This is a genomic window from Pseudomonas spartinae, assembly GCF_965197125.1.
Taxonomy (GTDB): domain Bacteria; phylum Pseudomonadota; class Gammaproteobacteria; order Pseudomonadales; family Pseudomonadaceae; genus Aquipseudomonas; species Aquipseudomonas composti_A.
The window spans coordinates 86267-106076 of the sequence record NZ_CBDAMB010000002.1 but is presented as its reverse complement, the minus strand read 5'-3'; the positions used below and the strand labels follow the sequence as shown (position 1 = coordinate 106076).

15 protein-coding genes are annotated in these 19810 nt (G+C 65.0%); 7 read left to right on the top strand and 8 right to left on the bottom strand.

The window, feature by feature from the left end:
- Positions 1-99: 99 nt before the first annotated feature.
- Complete coding sequence (locus ACN8M7_RS04280; protein WP_490259891.1) at positions 100-1464, bottom strand: CYTH domain-containing protein; 1365 nt, start codon at positions 1462-1464, stop codon at positions 100-102.
- Between the two features lie 112 nt (positions 1465-1576).
- Here ACN8M7_RS04280 and ACN8M7_RS04275 point away from each other — a divergent pair, with 112 nt between their 5' ends.
- The 4 genes from ACN8M7_RS04275 to argA all read left to right on the top strand — a co-directional run bounded on the left by ACN8M7_RS04275 (position 1577) and on the right by argA (position 6310).
- A complete protein-coding gene (locus tag ACN8M7_RS04275; RefSeq protein ID WP_061238601.1) occupies positions 1577-2254 on the top strand; it encodes a TIGR00153 family protein in 678 nt (225 codons plus the stop codon).
- A 39-nt stretch (positions 2255-2293) separates the two neighbouring features.
- Positions 2294-3565 (top strand): inorganic phosphate transporter, encoded by a 1272-nt coding sequence (locus tag ACN8M7_RS04270; RefSeq protein WP_061238600.1) that lies wholly within the window; start codon positions 2294-2296, stop codon positions 3563-3565.
- A 214-nt stretch (positions 3566-3779) separates the two neighbouring features.
- The gene (argE, locus tag ACN8M7_RS04265; RefSeq protein WP_061238599.1) at positions 3780-4946 is read left to right on the top strand and encodes an acetylornithine deacetylase; all 1167 of its coding nucleotides are present in this window, start codon (positions 3780-3782) and stop codon (positions 4944-4946) included.
- 65 nt (positions 4947-5011) lie between these two features.
- Complete coding sequence (gene argA / locus ACN8M7_RS04260) at positions 5012-6310, top strand: amino-acid N-acetyltransferase (protein ID WP_490259890.1); 1299 nt, start codon at positions 5012-5014, stop codon at positions 6308-6310.
- A gap of 113 nt (positions 6311-6423) precedes the next feature.
- Here argA and rmf read toward each other — a convergent pair whose 3' ends face one another.
- The 4 genes from rmf to ACN8M7_RS04240 form a co-directional block, all read right to left on the bottom strand.
- The gene (gene rmf / locus ACN8M7_RS04255; protein WP_061238597.1) at positions 6424-6615 is read right to left on the bottom strand and encodes a ribosome modulation factor; all 192 of its coding nucleotides are present in this window, start codon (positions 6613-6615) and stop codon (positions 6424-6426) included.
- A 217-nt stretch (positions 6616-6832) separates the two neighbouring features.
- The gene (gshA, locus tag ACN8M7_RS04250; protein ID WP_490259889.1) at positions 6833-8413 is read right to left on the bottom strand and encodes a glutamate--cysteine ligase; all 1581 of its coding nucleotides are present in this window, start codon (positions 8411-8413) and stop codon (positions 6833-6835) included.
- A 102-nt stretch (positions 8414-8515) separates the two neighbouring features.
- Positions 8516-8902 carry a PaaI family thioesterase gene (locus ACN8M7_RS04245; RefSeq protein ID WP_061238595.1) on the bottom strand — a complete coding sequence of 129 codons (387 nt, stop codon included), beginning with the start codon at positions 8900-8902 and terminating at the stop codon, positions 8516-8518.
- On the bottom strand, positions 8899-11226 hold the full coding sequence (locus tag ACN8M7_RS04240) for a Tex family protein (protein ID WP_490259888.1): 2328 nt from the start codon (positions 11224-11226) through the stop codon (positions 8899-8901). Before ACN8M7_RS04240 ends, ACN8M7_RS04245 begins: the two co-directional genes overlap by 4 nt.
- A gap of 204 nt (positions 11227-11430) precedes the next feature.
- Between ACN8M7_RS04240 and ompR the strand changes: the two genes are divergently transcribed.
- From ompR to ACN8M7_RS04225, 3 genes are all read left to right on the top strand, one after another.
- Positions 11431-12168: an osmolarity response regulator transcription factor OmpR gene (ompR, locus tag ACN8M7_RS04235; protein ID WP_061238593.1), complete on the top strand. Its 738-nt coding sequence runs from the start codon at positions 11431-11433 to the stop codon at positions 12166-12168.
- Between the two features lie 85 nt (positions 12169-12253).
- A complete protein-coding gene (locus tag ACN8M7_RS04230) occupies positions 12254-13570 on the top strand; it encodes an ATP-binding protein (protein WP_490259887.1) in 1317 nt (438 codons plus the stop codon).
- Positions 13571-13666: 96 nt separating this feature from the next.
- Entirely contained in the window at positions 13667-17425 is a 3759-nt protein-coding gene (locus tag ACN8M7_RS04225) for a bifunctional diguanylate cyclase/phosphodiesterase (protein ID WP_490259886.1), read from the top strand.
- 6 nt (positions 17426-17431) lie between these two features.
- Here the strand turns inward: ACN8M7_RS04225 and ACN8M7_RS04220 are convergent, their stop codons facing one another.
- The 3 genes from ACN8M7_RS04220 to rimB are packed head-to-tail and all read right to left on the bottom strand — an operon-like array spanning position 17432 to position 19697.
- Positions 17432-18328, bottom strand: coding sequence for a S66 peptidase family protein (locus ACN8M7_RS04220; RefSeq protein WP_490259885.1), 897 nt, complete (start codon positions 18326-18328; stop codon positions 17432-17434).
- A complete protein-coding gene (rimK, locus tag ACN8M7_RS04215; RefSeq protein ID WP_061238589.1) occupies positions 18325-19230 on the bottom strand; it encodes a 30S ribosomal protein S6--L-glutamate ligase in 906 nt (301 codons plus the stop codon). Before rimK ends, ACN8M7_RS04220 begins: the two co-directional genes overlap by 4 nt.
- Positions 19227-19697, bottom strand: coding sequence for a retropepsin-like aspartic endopeptidase RimB (gene rimB / locus ACN8M7_RS04210; protein ID WP_490259884.1), 471 nt, complete (start codon positions 19695-19697; stop codon positions 19227-19229). The genes rimK and rimB overlap by 4 nt, the downstream gene beginning before the upstream one ends.
- Positions 19698-19810 lie beyond the last annotated feature (113 nt).

Here is a 19810-nt window from a genome sequence, read left to right as displayed (position 1 = left end):
AAACGGGCCCCGCGGGGCCCGTTTTTCATGGTGTGTGGCAGGTGACTCAGTCGCGACCAAAGGCTCGCCGCGAAAACGCCTCCCACAGTGCTGTGGTCGTTACTTCACCAGCGCTTTCCAGGCCTTGAGGCTTTGCAGGATTTGCGTCTGCGTCGGGCGCAGCTGACGTTGCTCGTCATCCAGCGCCTGCTGGGCCAGGCCGTACAGCTTGTTCAGCTCGCCATACAGGCGGTCGACTTCGGGCACTTCCAGTACGCCACGTGCCAGGCGCAGCCAGACCAGCAGGCGCTCCAGGCGCGGCATCTGCTCGGCCAGGTCTTCCGGCTGTTGCTGGTAGCGGCGCAGCTGCAGGGCAGCGCCTTCTTCGCCCAGCAGGGTAGGCAGCCAGTTGCCCAGGGCCGCGCTGCCCTGGCGGTTGCCACGGTTGTTACGCTCCAGCGTCCAGTTGCGCTGCAGCAGCCAGTAAGACAGCTTCAGCGACAGCAGGCCCCAGCGGCAGCCATCGAGCTCGGCGGCGAACAGTGCCGGCGCATTGCGCCGCATGCTGTCGTCGTCCTGCCCGGCTGCCAGGCGCGGGCGCCAGTCTTCGAGCAGTGCATCGAGCGCTTCGCGCAGTTCACGAGAACTGGCGCGCGGCGCGGCCTGACCGAGGCTGGCGAGCAGGGCGCGCAGATCGATCAATTGCTCCAGCCATTGCTGCAACAGGCTCCAGTGACCATTCCAGCGATACTGTTCGGCGAGGCGCTGGCTGGCGCCGAGCAGGTGCCAGGCGAGCGCGGCAAAGGCGTCGTCGAGGGACAGCTCGGCGTTCAGCTCGGGGGCCGGCAGGCTGAGGTTGTAGCTGCCGGCGTCGAACAGGCGATACCCACGTTCGGCCTTGCTGATGTCACAGGGCATCAGCGGCAGTTCGGCGGCCAGCTCACAGGCCAGCTCCAGCAGTGCGGCGGGTTCGCCCTGGCGCAGCTCCAGCTCCAGCTCGCAGATTTCCTCTTCGCCTTCGCCAGCGATGACCTTGCCCAGATCCAGCGCGGCCTCGATCACCACTTTGGCCTTGCCGCGGCCCCAGGCGATCTCGGCTTTCTCGCGGACGAAGTCGGTGGTGAACAGTGGCTGCAGGGTGTTCTTGTCCAGCTCGGCCAGGCTGGCCGGCCAGCACTGGTCATCGAGCTTGCCGAGGTCGAGCTCGGCGGTATCCAGGTACCAGTCCCATTCGTTGCGTTCGGACAGGCCGGCGACGCTCTGGCCGCGGCTCTTCAGGGTCTGGATGAACTGCTCGCCGTCACGCCGCAGGCGTAGGGCGACCTTGGCACTGGCCAGCTCGCGCTGCGGGGTGTCGTAGTACTGGTTGAACAGCTCGCCGCGCTGCCAGCCGCTCTTGTTGCGCTTTTTCAGCAACGGATGTTCGCGCAGTGCGGCCAGGGTGGCGCGGCTGGCGCGCAGTTTGATTTCGGTTTCTTTGACCATGGTGGAGAGCTAGATAGCCTTTTATGAAAATGTGACAGACCGATGACGCGTGCTGGCGGATGACGAAGCCGGTCCCTATACTTGCGGCCTTCTCAAAACGGGGGCTTACCCTATGCCTATCAATCCCTTTGTCAGCCTGTTCGGCCGTTCACCCATCGGCCCGATGCAACAGCATATCGCCAAGGCCCATGAGTGCGCGGCGAACCTGGTGCCTTTCTTCGAAGCCGTGATGGCCGAGGATTGGGCCAAGGTGGAACAGGTACAACAGGAGATGTCCCGGCTGGAGCACGAAGCGGACAAGCTGAAGAAAAGCGTACGTCTGCACCTGCCCAAGAGCCTGTTCCTGCCGGTGCCGCGTTCGGACCTGCTGGAACTGCTCAGTGTACAGGACAAAGTCGCCAACCGTGCCAAGGACATCGCCGGCCTCATGCTTGGCCGGCAGATGGCCATTCCACAGCCGCTGCAGCCGCTGATGCGTACCTACGTGCAACGCAGCGTGGACGCCAGCGCCCAGGCGCTGAAGGCAATGAACGAACTGGATGAGCTGCTCGAGACCGGTTTCGCCGGCCGTGAAGCTGTGCTTGTGGAAACCCTGATCGAGGAGCTCGGTTCGATCGAAAACGATACCGATCGCCTGCAGATCGAGGTGCGCCGCAACCTGTTCAAGCTGGAGAAGGACCTTCCCCCGGTCGATGTGATGTTCCTCTATCAGATCATCGACTGGGTCGGCGATGTCGCCGACCGTGCCCAACGAGTGGGCAACCGACTGGAACAACTGCTGGCGCGCTAAGCGCCAGTGTCCTTTCTGGGATCTACGGAAACTTATTTTATGTCTCTGATTGCGGACTACGGGCTGGTGCTGCTCGTTCTTGCCTGCCTTTTCGGTTTTTTCATGGCCTGGGGTGTTGGAGCCAACGATGTAGCCAATGCTATGGGTACATCCGTTGGCTCGCGTGCACTTACCATCAAACAGGCGATCATCATCGCCATGGTCTTCGAGTTCGCCGGTGCCTATCTGGCTGGCGGGCAGGTGACCGAAACCATCAAGAACGGCATCGTCGATGCCAATCTGATCAGCCCCAATCTCATGGTGCTGGGCATGATGTCGGCGTTGCTGGCGGCGGGCACCTGGCTGCTGGTGGCCTCGATGCGCGGCTGGCCGGTGTCCACCACCCATACCATCGTCGGTGCGGTGATCGGCTTCGCCGCCGCCGGTGTGTCGATGGATGCCGTGCACTGGAGCGGCGTCGGCCCCATCGTCGCCAGCTGGGTGGTCACGCCGATGCTTGCCGGGATCATCTCCTTCTGCCTGTTCGTCAGTGTGCAGAAACTGATCATCGATACCGACAACCCTTTCATGAACGCCAAGCGCTACGTGCCGCTGTACATGTTCATCACCGGCTTCATGATTTCGCTGATGACCATGACCAAGGGCCTCAAGCATGTTGGTCTGGACCTCTCCAGCACCGAGGGCTTCATGCTTTCGATCGGGATCGGCGTGCTGGTCATGCTGATCGGTATCGCGCTGCTGAGCCGCATCCATGTCGATGCCGAGGCTGACAAGGCCTTCCACTTCTCCAGTGTGGAGAAGGTGTTCGCCATCCTGATGATCTTCACCGCCTGCTCCATGGCTTTCGCTCACGGCTCCAATGACGTGGCCAATGCCGTTGGTCCGCTGGCGGCCATCGTCGGTGTGATCCAGAGCGGTGGTGAACTCGCCGCTGGCGAGAAGTCGCTGGTGCCAGGCTGGATCCTGCTGCTGGGCGCGCTGGGCATCGTGGTTGGCCTGGCCACCTACGGTTACAAGGTCATCGCCACCATCGGCAAGGAAATCACCGAGCTGACCCCCAGCCGTGGTTTCGCGGCAGAACTGGCCGCTGCCACCACCGTGGTCAGCGCTTCGGGCCTGGGCCTGCCGGTGTCCACCACCCACACCCTGGTGGGGGCCATCCTCGGCGTCGGCCTGGCGCGTGGTATCGGTGCTTTGAACCTGGGCATGATCGGCAAGATCTTCCTGTCCTGGATCATCACCCTGCCGGCCGGTGCGATCCTCTCGATCTTCTTCTTCTTCATTCTGCGCGCGCTGTTCGGCGGGGTCTGATTCCACTTCGGCGGTTTCAGGTCAGGGTGCCTCTAAAAACGTAGGCGAGGCGGTCAGCGCAAGGAGAAGGCAGGCGAAGAAGCGCAGTTTACGAGTTGTAAATGAGCATTCTGAGCCTGCTTTCAACGCCGCGATGACAACGTAGGTAGTTTTTAGAGGTGCCCTCTGAGGTTCGATGCCCCTATCATGGGGCATCGTTTTTTGGAGATCGCCGATGCCCCTGCCGTCCTTTCAAGAGCAGTTCGCTGCGCTGATTGCAGCGCCATCGGTGAGCTGCACCCAGCCCAATTGGGACCAGAGCAACGCGCCTGTCATCGAGCTGCTCGCTGCCTGGCTCGGCGACCTGGGCTTTACCTGCGAAACCCAGCAGATCGCGCCCGGGAAATTCAACCTGCTTGCCAGCTATGGCTCCGGCCCCGGCGGCCTGGTGTTGGCCGGTCACAGTGACACCGTACCCTTCGACGCCGCCCTGTGGCAGAGCGACCCACTCAAGCTGACCGAAGTCGGCGACCGTTGGGTCGGCCTCGGGAGCTGCGACATGAAGGGGTTCTTCGCCCTGGCCATCGAGGCCGTGCGGCCGCTGCTCGATCAGCCCTTCAAGCAACCGCTGCTGATCCTCGCCACCTGCGACGAGGAAAGCTCCATGGCCGGTGCCCGTGCTCTGGCCGAGGCCGGCCGTCCGCTCGGCCGCGCGGCGGTGATCGGTGAGCCGACGGGGCTCAAGCCGATCCGCCTGCACAAGGGCGTGATGATGGAGCGCGTCGATATTCTCGGGCAGAGTGGCCATTCCTCCGACCCGGCCCTCGGGCATAGCGCCCTGGAGGCGATGCAGGACGTGATGGGTGAGCTGCGCGGCCTGCGCGCGCAGTGGCAGCGCGAGTTCAACAACCCGCAATTCAGCGTGCCGCAGCCGACGCTCAACCTGGGCTGCATCCATGGCGGTGACAATCCCAACCGCATCTGCGGCCAGTGTGCGCTGGAGTTCGATCTGCGCCCGCTGCCTGGTATGGATCCTGATGTGCTGCGCGAAGCGATTCGCGGCAAGCTGCAACCGCTGGCGCTCAAGCATCAGGTGCGTATCGACTACGGTCCGCTGTTCCCCGCCGTGCCGCCGTTCGAGCAGAGCGCGGACGCGGAGCTGGTGCGCGTGGCCGAGCGCTTGACCGGACACACGGCCCAGGCGGTGGCATTCGGTACCGAAGCGCCTTATCTTCAGCAACTTGGCTGCGAGACCCTGGTGCTCGGCCCCGGTGATATCGACTGTGCCCACCAGCCCGGGGAACACCTGGAGCTGGCCCGCATCGAACCTACTGTGGCGCTGCTGCGCCAATTGATCCAACACTACTGCCTGACCCGGAGTGACGACGTGCAGCGACGATGAGAGCGACTCTTTAACCGAACACGACGGCCATGCCCGTCTAACGTCTCGACGCTAATGGATTGCTCATGCACGACTACGTCACCTGGTTACGCCACGCTTCGCCTTACATCAACGCCCACCGCGACTGCACCTTCGTGGTCATGCTGCCGGGAGAGGGCGTTGCCCACCCCAATTTCGCCAATATCGTCCACGACCTGGTGCTGTTGCATAGCCTGGGCGTGCGTCTGGTGCTGGTGCACGGTTCGCGTCCGCAGATCGAGACGCGTCTCGCTGCCCGTGGCCTGACTCCGCATTACCACCGTGACCTGCGAATCACCGACGCGCCCACCCTGGAGTGCGTGATCGACGCCGTCGGCCACTTGCGCATCGCCATCGAAGCGCGCCTGTCGATGGACATGGCCGCCTCGCCGATGCAGGGCTCGCGCCTGCGTCTGACCAGCGGCAACTTCGTCACTGCACGGCCGATCGGCGTGGTCGATGGCGTCGACTATCACCACACCGGCGAAGTGCGCCGCATCGACCGCAAGGGCATCAATCGCCAGCTCGACGAGCGCAGTATCGTGCTCCTGTCGCCGTTGGGTTATTCGCCCACCGGGGAAATCTTCAACCTGGCCTGCGAGGATGTCGCCACCCGCGCCGCCATCGACCTGGGCGCGGACAAGCTGCTGCTGTTCGGCGCTGAGGACGGTCTGCTCGACGATAACGGCAAGCTGGTGCGCGAGCTGCGCCCGCAGCAGGTGCCGGCGCATCTGGCGCGCCTGGGCAGCAACTACCAGGGTGAGTTGCTCGATGCCGCCGCCGAGGCTTGCCGAGGCGGGGTCAAGCGCAGTCACATCGTCAGCTACGCCACCGATGGTGCGCTGCTCAGCGAACTGTTCACTCGCACCGGCAACGGCACCCTGGTGGCGCAGGAGCAGTTCGAGTCGTTGCGTGAGGCGAGCATCGAGGACGTCGGCGGCCTGATCGAACTGATTAGCCCGCTGGAGGAGCAGGGTATTCTGGTGCGCCGTTCGCGTGAGGTGCTGGAGCGCGAGATCGAACAGTTCAGCATCGTCGAGCGTGAGGGCCTGATCATCGCCTGTGCGGCGCTGTATCCCATCGCCGATTCGGACTGTGGCGAATTGGCCTGCCTGGCAGTCAATCCCGACTACCGTCACGGTGGCCGTGGTGACGAGTTGCTCGAGCGCATCGAGGCGCGGGCGCGGGCGCAGGGGATCAAGACCCTGTTCGTACTCACCACTCGCACTGCCCATTGGTTCCGCGAGCGCGGCTTCGAGCCCAGCAGCGTCGAGCGCATGCCCACTGCGCGGGCGTCGCTGTACAACTATCAGCGCAATTCCAAGGTGTTTGAGAAGGCGTTGTAGGCTGCGGCGTCTGTCCAGCGAACTGTAGGAGCGGATTTATCCGCGAGCTTCGCGGCTGAAGCGGAATGCCGCCCAGCCGCTCCTACGGAATTGATGGCAATCGCAATTGTTCGTCAGGCGCTGTGCTGCTGCAGGCGCATCTGTTCGAAGCCATCGTCCCAGCCGGCCTCCCAGGCAGCTGCCGGGATTTCGTCGGGGTACGGCTGGCGGGCTCTGGGCTGGCCGGTGAGGCCGGCCATATAGCCTTGCTGGTAGGCCTTGGTCAGGCTTTCCAAGCTCCATTGCGGCGTGGCGTCATCGGCCATGGGCGCTGCTCGTCTATCGTCCTTTACCCGGCAATGCTAGCTGGCTGGGCGAGTGCGGGGGTGGCCGCCCATCCTGGCTTTTGCTCCGCTGGCTGGCTTTGTGACGCAGTCGACGAATCGCGATCTTCCGTCCAGTGGCGCACACCCAGGCTACGCACGTGCGCCGTGCGCACTACGCGTAACCTGATTGGCATGGGGGTGTGCGGCCCTGCTGGCTTTACCCGGCCAGGGTGAGGATGCTCGCCTGGTAGGCCGCAACGAAGGCATCGAAATCCTCTTCGGGCTGCGCCTCCAGCTCCGCTTGGCCGGCCAGCGAGTCATGCGCGGCCTGTTCGAAGGCCTGTTGCTGTTCAGCGCCAAGTGGTTGCCCACGGAAGTACTTGGCGTGGCGTAGGCTCTGCTGCAGGGCGAACTCGGTGAAGCTCTTGCCCTGGCGCAGAACGGCCAGCACTTGGGCCGACGGCGTCATTGCCACATCCGCGACCTTGGCCTGTTGCTGCGCCAGTGCCTCGACATGCGTGTGGTTGCCCTGGCTACGGTCGAGCAGTTCGGCCAGCGGCAGGATGCGTTCGAGCAACTCGCTGGCCCAGGCCTTGAGTTCCACCTGCTGGTTGCCTTGCTGCAGGTGCAGGCCGGGGCGGCGTCCTTCCGTGACCACCTTGAGGAAGTTGCGGGTGCAACTGCTGCACTCGCCGTTTTCCAGCAGCGGGCTGTCCTCCAGCGCGCAGAACAGCAGGAAGGCGTCGATGAAGCGCGCCTGCGCCACGTCGATACCCAGCGGCAGGAAGGGGTTGATGTCCAGGCAGCGCACTTCCACGTACTGCACGCCACGGCTGCTCAGCGCCTGAATCGGGCGCTCACCGCTTTGCGTCACGCGTTTCGGGCGGATGCTCGAGTAGTACTCGTTCTCGATCTGCAGGATGTTGGTGTTCAGCTGCAGCCACTCGTCGCCGCGCTTGGTACCGGCTTCGACGTAGGCCGGGTAGGGCGTGCCGACTGCCAGGCGCAGGCTGTCGGTGTAGCTGGCCAGGTCGTTGTAGCAGGGCGTCAGACCGGACTGCGCGCTGCTCTGGTAGCCCAGGTCGCTCATGCGCAGGCTGGTGGCGTAGGGCAGGTACAGGGTGTTGGGGTCCAGCTCCTGCAGCTGATGCGGGCGGCCGCGCATGAAGCCCTTGTCCAGCGCCGGGGAGGCACCGAACAGGTACATCAGCAGCCAGCTGTAACGGCGGAAATTGCGGATCAGCGCGATATAGCGCGCCGATTGATAATCGCGCTCGCTCTGCGTGCTGCCTTCGGCCTGGCGCTGCAGTCGCCACAGCTGCTCGGGCAGGGAGAAGTTGTAGTGGATGCCGGCGATGCACTGCATGGTCTTGCCGTAACGCAGTGCCAGGCCCTTGCGGTACACGTACTTGAGGCGGCCAATGTTGGAGCTGCCGTAGCGGGCGATGGGGATGGTCTCTTCGTCCGGCAGCGCGCAGGGCATCGACGGGCTCCACAGCAGTTCAGCGTCGAGCTTGTCGTAGGCGAAGCGGTGGATGTTTTCCAGTTCGTCGAGGGTGGTGGCTGGATCGGTGGCCGTGCCGGTGATGAACTCCAGCAGCGACTCGGAGTAATCGGTGGTGATCTGAGTGTGGGTCAATGCCGAACCCAGCCCTTGCGGGTGCGGGGTCAGGGCCAGTTGACCGTCACGATCGACACGCAGGCATTCGCGCTCGATACCGTGCAGGCATTCACCCAGCAGGGACAGGTTGGCCGGCTCGCCGAGCTGGGCCAGGCGGCGTGAGAGAAGGTTGCTCAAGATGCAATTCCTAACTGGGCAGTCGCCACAATATGGGGATCGCCCCTGCACTCTGCAAGGGGCGACGATGCTCTCACGTTAGACGAGATCGAACCCGGACGATTACACGCAGGCGAAGGTGCCTTGTGCCTTGGCGACCAGTTTGTCGCCCTGCAACACCTCGGCCTCGACCACCTGAGTGCGGCGTCCGGCGTGCAACACCTTGGCATGGCACAGCACGCTGCCCTCGGATACCGGGCGGATGTAGTTGATCTTGCACTCCAGGGTCACGCTGCTCGGGCCGCCGTCGCCCAGGCTGTGACTGGCCTGGCCCATGGCGGTATCGATCAGCGAGAACAGCGCGCCGCCGTGCAGCTTGCCGTGCAGGTTGCGCAGATCGTCGGTCAGGGTCAGGCGTACGCGCGCCTCACCGCCGCCGGCCTGGAGAATCTCCAGACCGAGCAGGCGGGAAAAGGCGCTGCTGGCGCCGACGTTGGCTTCCGTACTCATTTCTTCAACTGCTTGGCGTTGGCGAACAGGGCGGCCATGCCGCCGGTGGCCGGTGCCGGCTTGTCCTGGCTGGAATGGCGCTCGCTGCGCGGCGTATTGCCGCCACGGTTGCCGCCACGGGACTGCCCGCCGCGTGCACCTTCGACTTTCTCGCCGGGGATGTCGCCCATGCGCATGGACAGGGCGATGCGGTTACGCGGGATGTCCACTTCCATCACCTTGACCTTGACCACGTCGCCGGCCTTGACCGCTTCGTGAGGGTCCTTGATGAACTTCTCCGACAGCGCGCTGATGTGCACCAGGCCGTCCTGATGCACGCCGATGTCGACGAAGGCGCCGAAGTTGGTGACGTTGGTCACCACGCCTTCGAGCATCATGCCCAGCTGCAGGTCCTTGAGGGTTTCCACGCCTTCCTGGAACTCGGCGGTCTTGAACTCCGGGCGCGGGTCGCGGCCGGGCTTGTCCAGTTCCTTGAGGATGTCGCCGACCGTGACCTGGCCGAAGCGCTCGTCGGTGAACTTGGCCGGATCCAGGCGCTTGAGGAAGCCCGAGTCGCCGATCAGCGAGCGGATGTCGCGGCCGGTGTCCTGGGCGATGCGCTCGACCAGCGGGTAGGTTTCCGGGTGCACTGCCGAGGCGTCCAGCGGGTTGTCGCCGTTCATCACGCGGAGGAAGCCGGCGGCCTGCTCGAAGGTCTTCTCGCCCAGGCGCGGGACCTTCTTCAGCGCCGCGCGCGAGGTGAAGGCGCCGTTGGCATCGCGGTACTGCACGATGTTCTGCGCCAGGGTCGCGTTGAGGCCGGAGATGCGTGCCAGCAGGGCGGCGGAGGCGGTGTTGACGTCCACGCCGACGGCGTTCACGCAGTCTTCGACCACGGCGTCCAGCGAGCGCGCCAGCTTGAGCTGCGAGACGTCGTGCTGGTACTGGCCGACGCCGATGGATTTCGGGTCGATCTTCACCAGCTCGGCCAGCGGATCCTGCAGGCGGCGGGCGATGGAGACGGCGCCGCGCAGGGACACGTCGAGATCGGGGAATTCGCGCGCGGCCAGTTCCGAGGCCGAGTACACCGAGGCGCCGGCCTCGGAGACCATCACCTTGGTCAGCTTCAGGCCCGGCACCTTCTTGATCAGTTCGGCGGCCAGCTTGTCGGTCTCGCGGCTGGCAGTGCCGTTGCCGATGGAGAGCAGGTCGACGCCATGCTTGGCGCACAGCTTGGCGAGGATGGCCAGGGTGCCGTCCCAGTCATTGCGCGGCGCGTGCGGGTAGACGGTGGCGGTTTCCAGCACCTTGCCGGTGGCATCGACCACGGCCACCTTGCAGCCGGTACGCAGGCCGGGGTCGAGCGCCAGGGTGGCGCGCGGGCCGGCCGGGGCAGCCAGCAGCAGGTCGTGCAGGTTGCGCGCGAACACGGCAATCGCCTCGTCCTCGGCCTTCTCGCGCAGCTCGCCGAGCAGGTCGGTTTCCAGGTGGTTGTACAGCTTGACCTTCCAGGTCCAGCGCACCACCTCGCTCAGCCATTTGTCGGCGGCGCGGCCTTTGTTCTCCAGGCCAAAGCGCTCGCCGATCATCAGCTCGCACGGGTGCAGGGTGCCGGGCAGCTCTTCGCCGACCTTGAGGCTGGAACTGAGGATGCCTTCGTTACGCCCGCGGAAGATCGCCAGCGCGCGGTGCGACGGCACGCCCTTGAGGGCTTCGTCGTGCTCGAAGTAATCGCTGAACTTGGCCCCCTCGTTTTCCTTGCCCGGCACCAGGCGGGCGCTGAGGGTGGCGTTGTCCTTGAGGAAGCTGCGCAGCTTGTCGAGCAGCGCGGCGTCTTCGGCGAAACGCTCCATGAGGATGTACTTGGCGCCTTCGAGCACGGCCTTGACGTCGGCGAAGCCCTTCTCGGCGTCGATGAAGCGCTCGGCTTCCTGCTCGGGGGCCAGGCTCGGATCGTTGAACAGCGCATCGGCCAGCTCGCCGAGGCCGGCTTCCAGGGCGATCTGGCCCTTGGTGCGGCGTTTCTGCTTATAGGGCAGGTAAAGGTCTTCGAGGCGCGTCTTGGTGTCGGCCAGGTCGATTTCACGCTTGAGTTCGGCGGTCAGCTTGCCCTGTTCCTCGATGCTGGCGAGGATCGCCACGCGGCGTTCGTCCAGCTCGCGCAGGTAGCGCAGGCGCTCTTCCAGGTGGCGCAACTGGGTGTCGTCGAGGCTACCGGTCACTTCTTTGCGGTAACGGGCGATGAAGGGCACGGTGGAGCCTTCGTCGAGCAGGGCCACGGCGGCGGCGACCTGTTGCGGGCGCACGCCCAGTTCTTCAGCGATGCGGTTGTTGATGCTGTCCATAAATATAAAGCTACCCACTGAGCGACAGGGTGGCGGCAAGAATGCCGGCCAGACACGAAAGCGGCGCATTATAAACACCGCACCCGCTCATGCTGGGAACCGTTCGGGGAAAAATCTGCTAACAATGGCTGAAGCGCCCAGGCATGCGCCTGAGCGATAATGCCGCCACTTGCCGTCCACAGTACGGCTGTCCAAGGAGACGCCATGACCCAGTCCGCTGCCCCTGCCGCCGAAGGCGAGAAGATTCTCATCGTCGATGATGACGCCCGTCTGCGCCGCCTGCTCGAACGTTTCTTCGACGAGCAGGGCTACCGGGTTCGTGCGGTGGAGAACGTCGAGCAGATGGATCGTCTGCTGGCGCGCGAACTGTTCAACCTGGTGGTCCTCGACCTGATGCTCCCGGGCGAGGATGGTCTGTCTGCCTGCCGCCGCCTGCGTGAGTCGAACAACCAGATCCCGATCATCATGCTCACTGCCAAGGGCGATGAGTCCAGTCGCATCCAGGGCCTGGAACTGGGCGCTGACGATTACCTGGCCAAGCCCTTCAACCCGCGTGAACTGCTGGCGCGGATCAAGGCCGTGCTGCGCCGTCAGGCACCGGTGGTACCGGGCGCGCCGGGCTCCGAGGACGAGAGCGTCAGCTTTGGTGAGTACGAGTTGTCACTGGCCACCCGCGAGCTGAAGAAGGGCGAGGAGGTGCACATGCTCACCACCGGCGAGTTCGCCGTGCTCAAGGCACTGGTGCAGCATGCACGCGAGCCGCTGACCCGCGACAAGCTGATGAACCTGGCACGCGGTCGCGAGTGGGATGCGCTGGAGCGCTCCATCGACGTACAGATCAGCCGCCTGCGCCGCCTGATCGAGCCGGACCCGTCCAAGCCACGTTATATCCAGACCGTCTGGGGTGTGGGCTACGTTTTCGTGCCGGATGGCAACAAGTGAGGCAGCAAGCGGCGAGCCACAAGCTGCCGTGGATTGCAGCGCGGGCGGCTTTTTCTTGCGGCTCCAAGCGTGAGGCCTGTCGCTCGTGAAGGCACCTGTCTGGTTCCCGCAAAGCTTCTTCGCCCGCACCCTCTGGCTGGTGCTTGTCGTCGTGCTGTTTTCCAAGGCGCTGACCCTCATTTATCTGATGATGAACGAGGATGTGTTGGTCGACCGCCAGTACAGCCACGGCGCGGCGCTGACCCTGCGCGCCTACTGGGCGGCCAACCCCGATGACCGCGACCATATCGCCCAGGCCGCCGGGCTCAAGCGCATCCCGCGCGACAAGGTGCCGGCCAGCGAGCAGCACTGGCCCTACAGCGAAATCTTCCAGCGGCAGATGCAGACCGAACTCGGCCCGGATACCGAAACCCGCGTGCGCGCGACCACGCCGCCGGCGCTGTGGGTGCGTGCGCCGAGTCTCGGCGAGGGCTGGGTGCGGGTACCCATGTATCCGCATCCGTTGCGCGGCCAGCGCATCTGGAGCGTGCTCGGCTGGTTCCTCGGTATCGGCCTGTTGTCCACGGCCGCGGCCTGGATCTTCGTGCGCCAGCTTAATGCGCCGCTCAAGCGACTGGTCTTCGCCGCGCGCCAGCTCGGCCAGGGGCGCAGCGTACGGTTGCCGGTGAGCGATACGCCGAGCGAGATGACCGAGGTGTACCGCGCCTTCAATCAGATGGCCGAGGACGTCGAGCAGGCCGGGCGCGAGCGCGAACTGATGCTGGCCGGGGTTTCCCACGACCTGCGCACACCGCTGACGCGCCTGCGCCTGGCGCTGGAATTCATGGACAACGATTCCGAGCTGGCCGAAGACATGGTGCGCGACATCGAAGATATGGACGCCATCCTCGATCAGTTCCTCGCCTTTATCCGCGACGGTCGCGACGAGCCGGTGGAGGAGGCCGATTTTCCCGAGCTGGTGCGCGAAACGCTGGCCCCCTACAACCAGGGCCGCGAGCGGGTGCGTCTGTGCCTGGAAGAGATCCCGCCGTTTCCGCTGCGCCGGGTGTCGACCAAACGCCTGCTCACCAACCTGGTGGAGAATGCCCTCAATCATGGCGGTGGCGACGCGGTCGAGGTGGTGGCCAGCCTGGCGGGTGACCACAGCGCGCCTTATGTGGTGCTGAGCGTGCTGGATCGTGGCAACGGCATCGACCCGGCCGAGCTCGACAGCATCTTCAACCCCTTCATTCGCGGGGATCGCGCCCGTGGTGGGCGTGGCACCGGCCTGGGCCTGGCCATCGTCAAGCGCATCGCGGCGCTGCACGGGGGCAGCGTCGAGCTGCGCAACCGCAGTGGTGGCGGCCTGGAAGCGCGGGTACGGCTACCGCTCGGCCTGCTTTTGCCGCGCGACGCGGTATAACCAAACGTCCTATTACCTTCCTCGGGTGCTGGCAATATGCTGCCAAGCACTTTGGGGCTGGGCTATGCTGTGCCAGCGCATCGATTCGAGGCCTGCATGTCCGCCGCGTTCCCTGACCGCTTGCCCAGTTGGACCTGGTGGCTGCCGCTGCCGATTCTGCACCTGGCAACCTGGATTTCCCTGGCGACCCGCCTGAGCGACGGGGTGGCGTTGTGTTACCTGCCTCTGGTGCTGGGGCTCGCCTTCTGCCTGTGGTGGGGGCCGCGCGTGCTGCCGGCGCTGTACCTCAATGCCCTGTTCAGCGTGCCGCTATGGGGCCTGCCCTGGCAGTGGGGGCCGCTCTACGCCCTGCCTGAAACCGCTGCCATAGCGCTAGGCTGGTGGTTGCTGCGCCGCCAGCCTTTCGATCCGGCCCTGGGTCGTCTGAGCGACTTGCTGAGGTTTCTCGCCTTCGCCGTATTGATGCCGAGCACCCTGGTGGCGCTCGGCCTGCAAAGCAACCTCTGGCTGACCGGCTTTCAGGTCGATGAACGATGGGCGCAGGCCAGCCTGGCTGTGTGGTTGAGCGATACCATCAACCTGCTCGCCCTGACGGCGCCGCTGCTGGCGTTCGGCACCCCGTTGCTGCGGGATCGCGGCTGGCTTCGGGATCGGGGCGCGAGCAGTGCGCCGACGTTGAGCATCAGCCGTTCGCCGGGTGGTTGGCTGTTGGCGTTGGGTGTGTTCCTGGCGTTGATGCTGCTCAGCGCCAGCTTGCCGGCCCAGCTCGCCCTGCCGCTGCTGGGTTTGAGCATGCTGGTGTTGGCGTTGCGACATGCCTTCGCTGGCGCCCTGTATGGGGTGTTGCTGGTGTACGCGGCGACCCTGCCGCTGCCCTTGCTGCGCGGCAGCCTGAGTTTCAGTGAGCTGGACATGCAGCGTAACCAGCTGCACTTCGCCGTCGTGCTGCTGATGGGTGCTACCTTGTTGGTAGGGCGTGCAATCAGCGATCTGCGTCAGGCGCTGGCGCGTAGCGCGCAGATGCAGCAGCAACTGGCTCGCGCCAACCTGGCGATGGAGGCCAGCCCACTGGGCATGACCATCGCCGATGCGCGCCAGGCCGATTTGCCCCTGGTCTACTGCAATACCGCGTTCAGCCAGATGACCGGTTACAGCGCCGATGAGGCGCTGGGGCGCAACTGCCGCTTCCTGCTCGGCGAAGAGCGTGCCCAGTTGGAGCTGCAGGCACTGCGCAATGCGCTGCGTGACGGCCGCAGCGGCCACGCCGTGGTGCGCAACTACCGCAAGGACGGCAAGCCGTTCTGGAACGAGGTGGTGCTGGCGCCGATGCGTGACGAGCAGGGCATCAGTCATTTCCTCGGGTTGCAGCACGATGTCACCGAGCGCGTCGAGCTGGCGGCCAAGGTCGAGCAGCAGCGTTCCCAATTGCTGCGCCAGAGTCATCTGTTCAGCCAGACCGAGGACATCGCCAACCTGGGCGGTTGGGTGCTGGAGATCAGCGATTACGGCATGTTCTGGAGCGATGGCTGCTACCGCATCGTCGAGCGTGACCTCCACCTGGGGCCACCTTCTCTCCAGCAGGCGCTCGATTACTTCGACACACCGAGTCAGACGTTGATCATGCAGACCCTGCAGGCAGCGCTGGGAGGGCTCGAGGAGCTGGACGTCGAGACTCGCCTGGTCGCGCGTCTGGGAGGGCGGCTGCTGCGTTTGCGTGGTATTCCCGAACGCAATACCGATGGCAGCCTGGTGCGCATCTATGGGGTCGTTCAGGACATCAGCGAGCGCAAGCGCGCCGAGTCGCAGCTGCGAGAACGCGACGAGCGTTTGCGCCTGTTCTTCGAAGCGCCGCTGATCGGCATGGCGCTGACCACTCAGAGCTTTGCCTGGGAAGAGGTCAACCAGAAGCTGTGCAGCATCCTCGGCTTCGATCGCGAGGAGCTGCTCGCCAACAGTTGGCGGCAGTTGTCGCACCCCGATGATCTGCCTGCCGAGCAGGCTCATGTGGAGCAGGTTCTGCGCGGTGTCAGCGACGGCTTCGAGATGGACAAGCGCTTTCTGCGCGCCGATGGCCAGGTGGTCTTTACCCGCGTTAGCCTGCGCGCCGTGCGCAGCGGACGGCAGACGCTGTTCCTGTTACTGGTCGAGGACATCAGTGCCCGTCGCGAAGCCGAGGCTCGCTATCGCACCCTGGTCGAGCATGCGCCGGAGGCGATCCTGCTGTTCAATCCGGACGGCGGTATCGTCGAATGCAACGCGAATGCCCTGAGCCTGTTCCGCTACCCTCGCGATGAGCTGATCGGCCGGTCGATTCAGAGCATCAGCCCGGTGCGCCAGAGTGACGGTCGCCCGTCCGCCCGCGCCGGTAAACAGTTCCTGCGTCGCGCCGTTGCCGGTGAAGCGCCGGTATTCGAGTGGACCCACCGGGACAGCGCCGGCCGCCAACTGCCGTGCGAAGTGCGCCTGGTGCGCATGCCGGGCGAACAGCTGCTGATCCGCGCCAGCATCACCGACATCTCCGAGCGCCAGCGCTATCAGCGCGAGATCGAGCGCCTGGCCTACAGCGACGAGCTGACCGGCCTGCCCAATCGCCGCCTGCTGCTCGATCGCTTGCAGCACGCCATGGATCGGGAGGGCCGTGAGGGCAGCCTGGGCGCCTTGCTGTTCATCGACCTGGACCACTTCAAGACGGTCAACGACAGTCTCGGCCATCTGCTCGGTGACGCCCTGCTGGTCGAGGTGACGGCACGCCTGGCTGCCGAGCTGCGCACCGAAGACACCCTCGCGCGTCTCGGCGGGGATGAGTTCGTGGTGCTGCTCGAAGCCCTGGGTCACGAGCCGCAGGCCGTTGCCGAACATGCAGCCGCAGTGGGAGAGAAGCTGCTGCGCGGCCTGCAAGGCAGCTGTCTGATCGACGGCCATGAGTTGGCGATCAGCGCCAGCATCGGCATCGCCCTGCACCCTATGGGCCTGCAACAGGCTTCGGACATTCTCAAACAGGCCGACACCGCCATGTACCGGGCCAAGCATGCCGGGCGCAACGCCTTGCATTTCTTCGCCCCGGAGATGCAGGCGGCCATCGATCAGCGCCTGCAGTTGCAGGGCGAGCTGCGTCAGGCCATCGCCCGTCAGCAGCTGCATCTGGTGTTCCAGCCACAGCTGATGCTGGCTGACGGTTCGCTCGCCGGTGCCGAGGTGCTGTTGCGCTGGATGCACCCCGAGCGCGGCGAAATCGGCCCGGATCAGTTCATCCCGCTGGCCGAGGAAACCGGCCTGATCCAGGACATCGGTCATTGGGTGCTGGAGCATGCCTGCGCCGCTTTGGCGCGCTGGCAGGCGCAGTGGCCGCAACTGGTGCTGGCGGTCAATCTCAGCCCGCGCGAGCTGCGCCAGGTGGGCTGCGTGGAGCGTGTCGAGCGTTGCCTGCGTGATCACGGCGTACCGGCGCACTCCCTCGAGCTGGAAATTACCGAGGGTGTGCTGCTCGAAGACGTCGAGCGCTGCATCGGCAACATGCAACGCCTCAAGCAGCAGGGCGTGCGCTTTGCCATCGACGACTTCGGCACCGGCTACTCGTCGCTGACCTACCTCAAGCGCCTGCCGCTGGACCGGTTGAAGATCGACCGCAGCTTCGTCGCCGATCTGGATGGCGAGGCGAGCGGACGCATGCTGGTACAGACCATCCTGATGATCGCGCGCAACCTGGGCCTTGAATGCGTGGCCGAAGGGGTCGAGCGCGAGAGTCAGCTGGCGCTGCTGCGCGAGCAGGACTGTGCATTGGGGCAGGGTTATCTGTTCGGCCGGCCGATGATGGAAGCGGAGTTTCTCGCCTGGATGCAGGCGCGCCAGCGCTGAGCAGGGTTACCAGCTCAGGCTGTTGCCACTCAAGCGCGCCCGCTGGCCATAGGGCCAGGGATAATTGACGTCACCGTGGCCACTGGGTAAGTCGCCGTACAGTGCGACGCCCAGCGGCGCCAGGTACTCGCCGACGATCTGCTCCAGGCTGTGGTGCACGCCGCGTTGCGGGCAGTCGGTGAAACTGCCCAGGCATACGGCGCGTGGTCGCTTCCCGGCGAAGCTGTGCAGCAGCTGCCAGAGGCTGCGTTCGAGTCTGTAGTAGGGCTCGCCGACGTCTTCCAGAATCAGGATCGAGTCCTCGGCCAGGCGCATCGCCGCGTCAGTGCCGCATGCGCTGGCCAATGCCGTCAGGTTGCCGCCTTGCAAGGTGCCTTCGATGGCTAGTTGCGGGCCGCTGATGTGACGCAGGAGTAGCTGGCGGTGCTGGCCCTTGAGCAGACTCCACAGCGCCTGCATCGAGGCCAGGCGCTCGCGCTGGCCACCAGGGGCAGACAGCGCTTGATGACCGAGCGCTGTGGCCACCGGGCCGTGAATGGCCGGCAAGCCTCGTTGCTGAAAGGCATCGAGCAGGATCGACAGGTCGGAAAAACCGATCAGTGGACGCGGGCTGGCCTGACTCAGCAGCGCCCAGTCGATGTCTGCCACCAGTTGTGCGCAACCGTAGCCGCCGCGCAGGCACCAGACGGCGCAGATATCAGGCAGGCTGAAGGCCTGGTGCAGGTCTTCCAGGCGCTGCTCCGGCGTGCCGGCCAGGTAGCGGTGGCGGGCGCGCACGTGCCGGCCCAGGTGATAGCGGATGCCCAGCACATCGAGCTGCGCCAGGGTCGCTTCCAGTACCTCCTCGGCAATCGCCGCGGCGGGGGCGATCAGCGCCAGGCGGCCGTCGAACGCTTGGCTCATCCGCGGCCTCGGGTGCGAGTCTGGCCGGGTTCGGCGTTCTTCTCCAAGTGCTGGATGATCATCCCGGCGACGTCCTTGCCGGTGGTGGTCTCGATGCCCTCCAGACCTGGCGAGGAGTTCACCTCCATCACCAGTGGGCCATGGTTGGAGCGCAGGATGTCGACCCCGGCCACGTTCAGGCCCATCACGCGGGCGGCGCGCACGGCGGTCATGCGTTCCTCCGGGGTGATCTTGATCAGGCTGGCGCTACCGCCCCGGTGCAGGTTGGAGCGGAATTCGCCGGCCTTGGCCTGGCGTTTCATCGCCGCGATCACCTTGTCGCCGACCACGAAGCAGCGGATATCGGCACCGCCGGCTTCCTGGATGTATTCCTGGACCATGATGTCCTGCTTGAGACCAAGGAAGGCCTCGATCACCGATTCGGCCGCCTTGTGCGTCTCGGCCAGCACCACGCCCATGCCCTGGGTGCCCTCCAGGACCTTGATCACCAGCGGCGCACCGCCGACCATCTGGATCAGGTCGGGAATGTCGTCCGGCGAGTGGGCAAAACCGGTGACCGGCAGGCCGATGCCCTTGCGCGAGAGCAGTTGCAGGGCACGCAGCTTGTCGCGCGAGCGGCTGATGGCCACCGACTCGTTGAGCGGGTAGACACCCATCATCTCGAACTGACGCAGCACCGCGCAGCCATAGAAGGTCACCGAAGCGCCGATGCGCGGGATCACCGCATCGAACCCCTCCATGGCCTGGCCGCGATAGTGGATCTGCGGCTTGTGGCTGGCGATGTTCATATAGGCGCGCAGGGTATCGATCACCACCATTTCGTGGCCACGCTGCTGGCCGGCCTCCACCAGTCGGCGGGTGGAATACAGACGCGGGTTACGCGACAGCACGGCGATCTTCATTGGGCACCTGGAAGGGCAGAGGAGAGTGAGGGTTTGTCCTGCACGTAGCTGAGAGCAGGGTTGACCACCAGTTGGCCGGTGATCAGCGCCTTGGAACCGAGCAGTACGCGATAGCGCATGGTCTTGCGGCAGGCCAGGGTGAATTCAACCGGCCACAGGCGATCGCCCAGGGCCAGGTGGGTACGAATCACGTAGCGGCTCTGCGCCTGACCGTTGGAGCTCTTGATGCGTTTGACCGAAACCAGCTGCGCCTCGCAGCGGTGGCGCCGCTGCACCTGGGTGCCGAGGTAGGCGGTGAAGCGCACCCAGTCTTCGCCATCGCGCTGGAACGGCTGAATGTCGCTGGCGTGCAGGCTTGAGGTGCTGGCGCCGGTGTCGATCTTGGCACGCAGGCCGATGATGCCGAGCTCGGGCAGATTGATCCACTCACGCAGGCCGATCACGTTGAGCTGGTCGAAAGTCTTCAAGGTGGGAGTGTCCCCTGCGGCCGACAACGCCTATGATTCCGCGCATTCTAGTTGTGTCGTGTGACAACTGCATCCGCTGCGCGTGCGAATGCCAAACCCCTTCAGAGTATTAG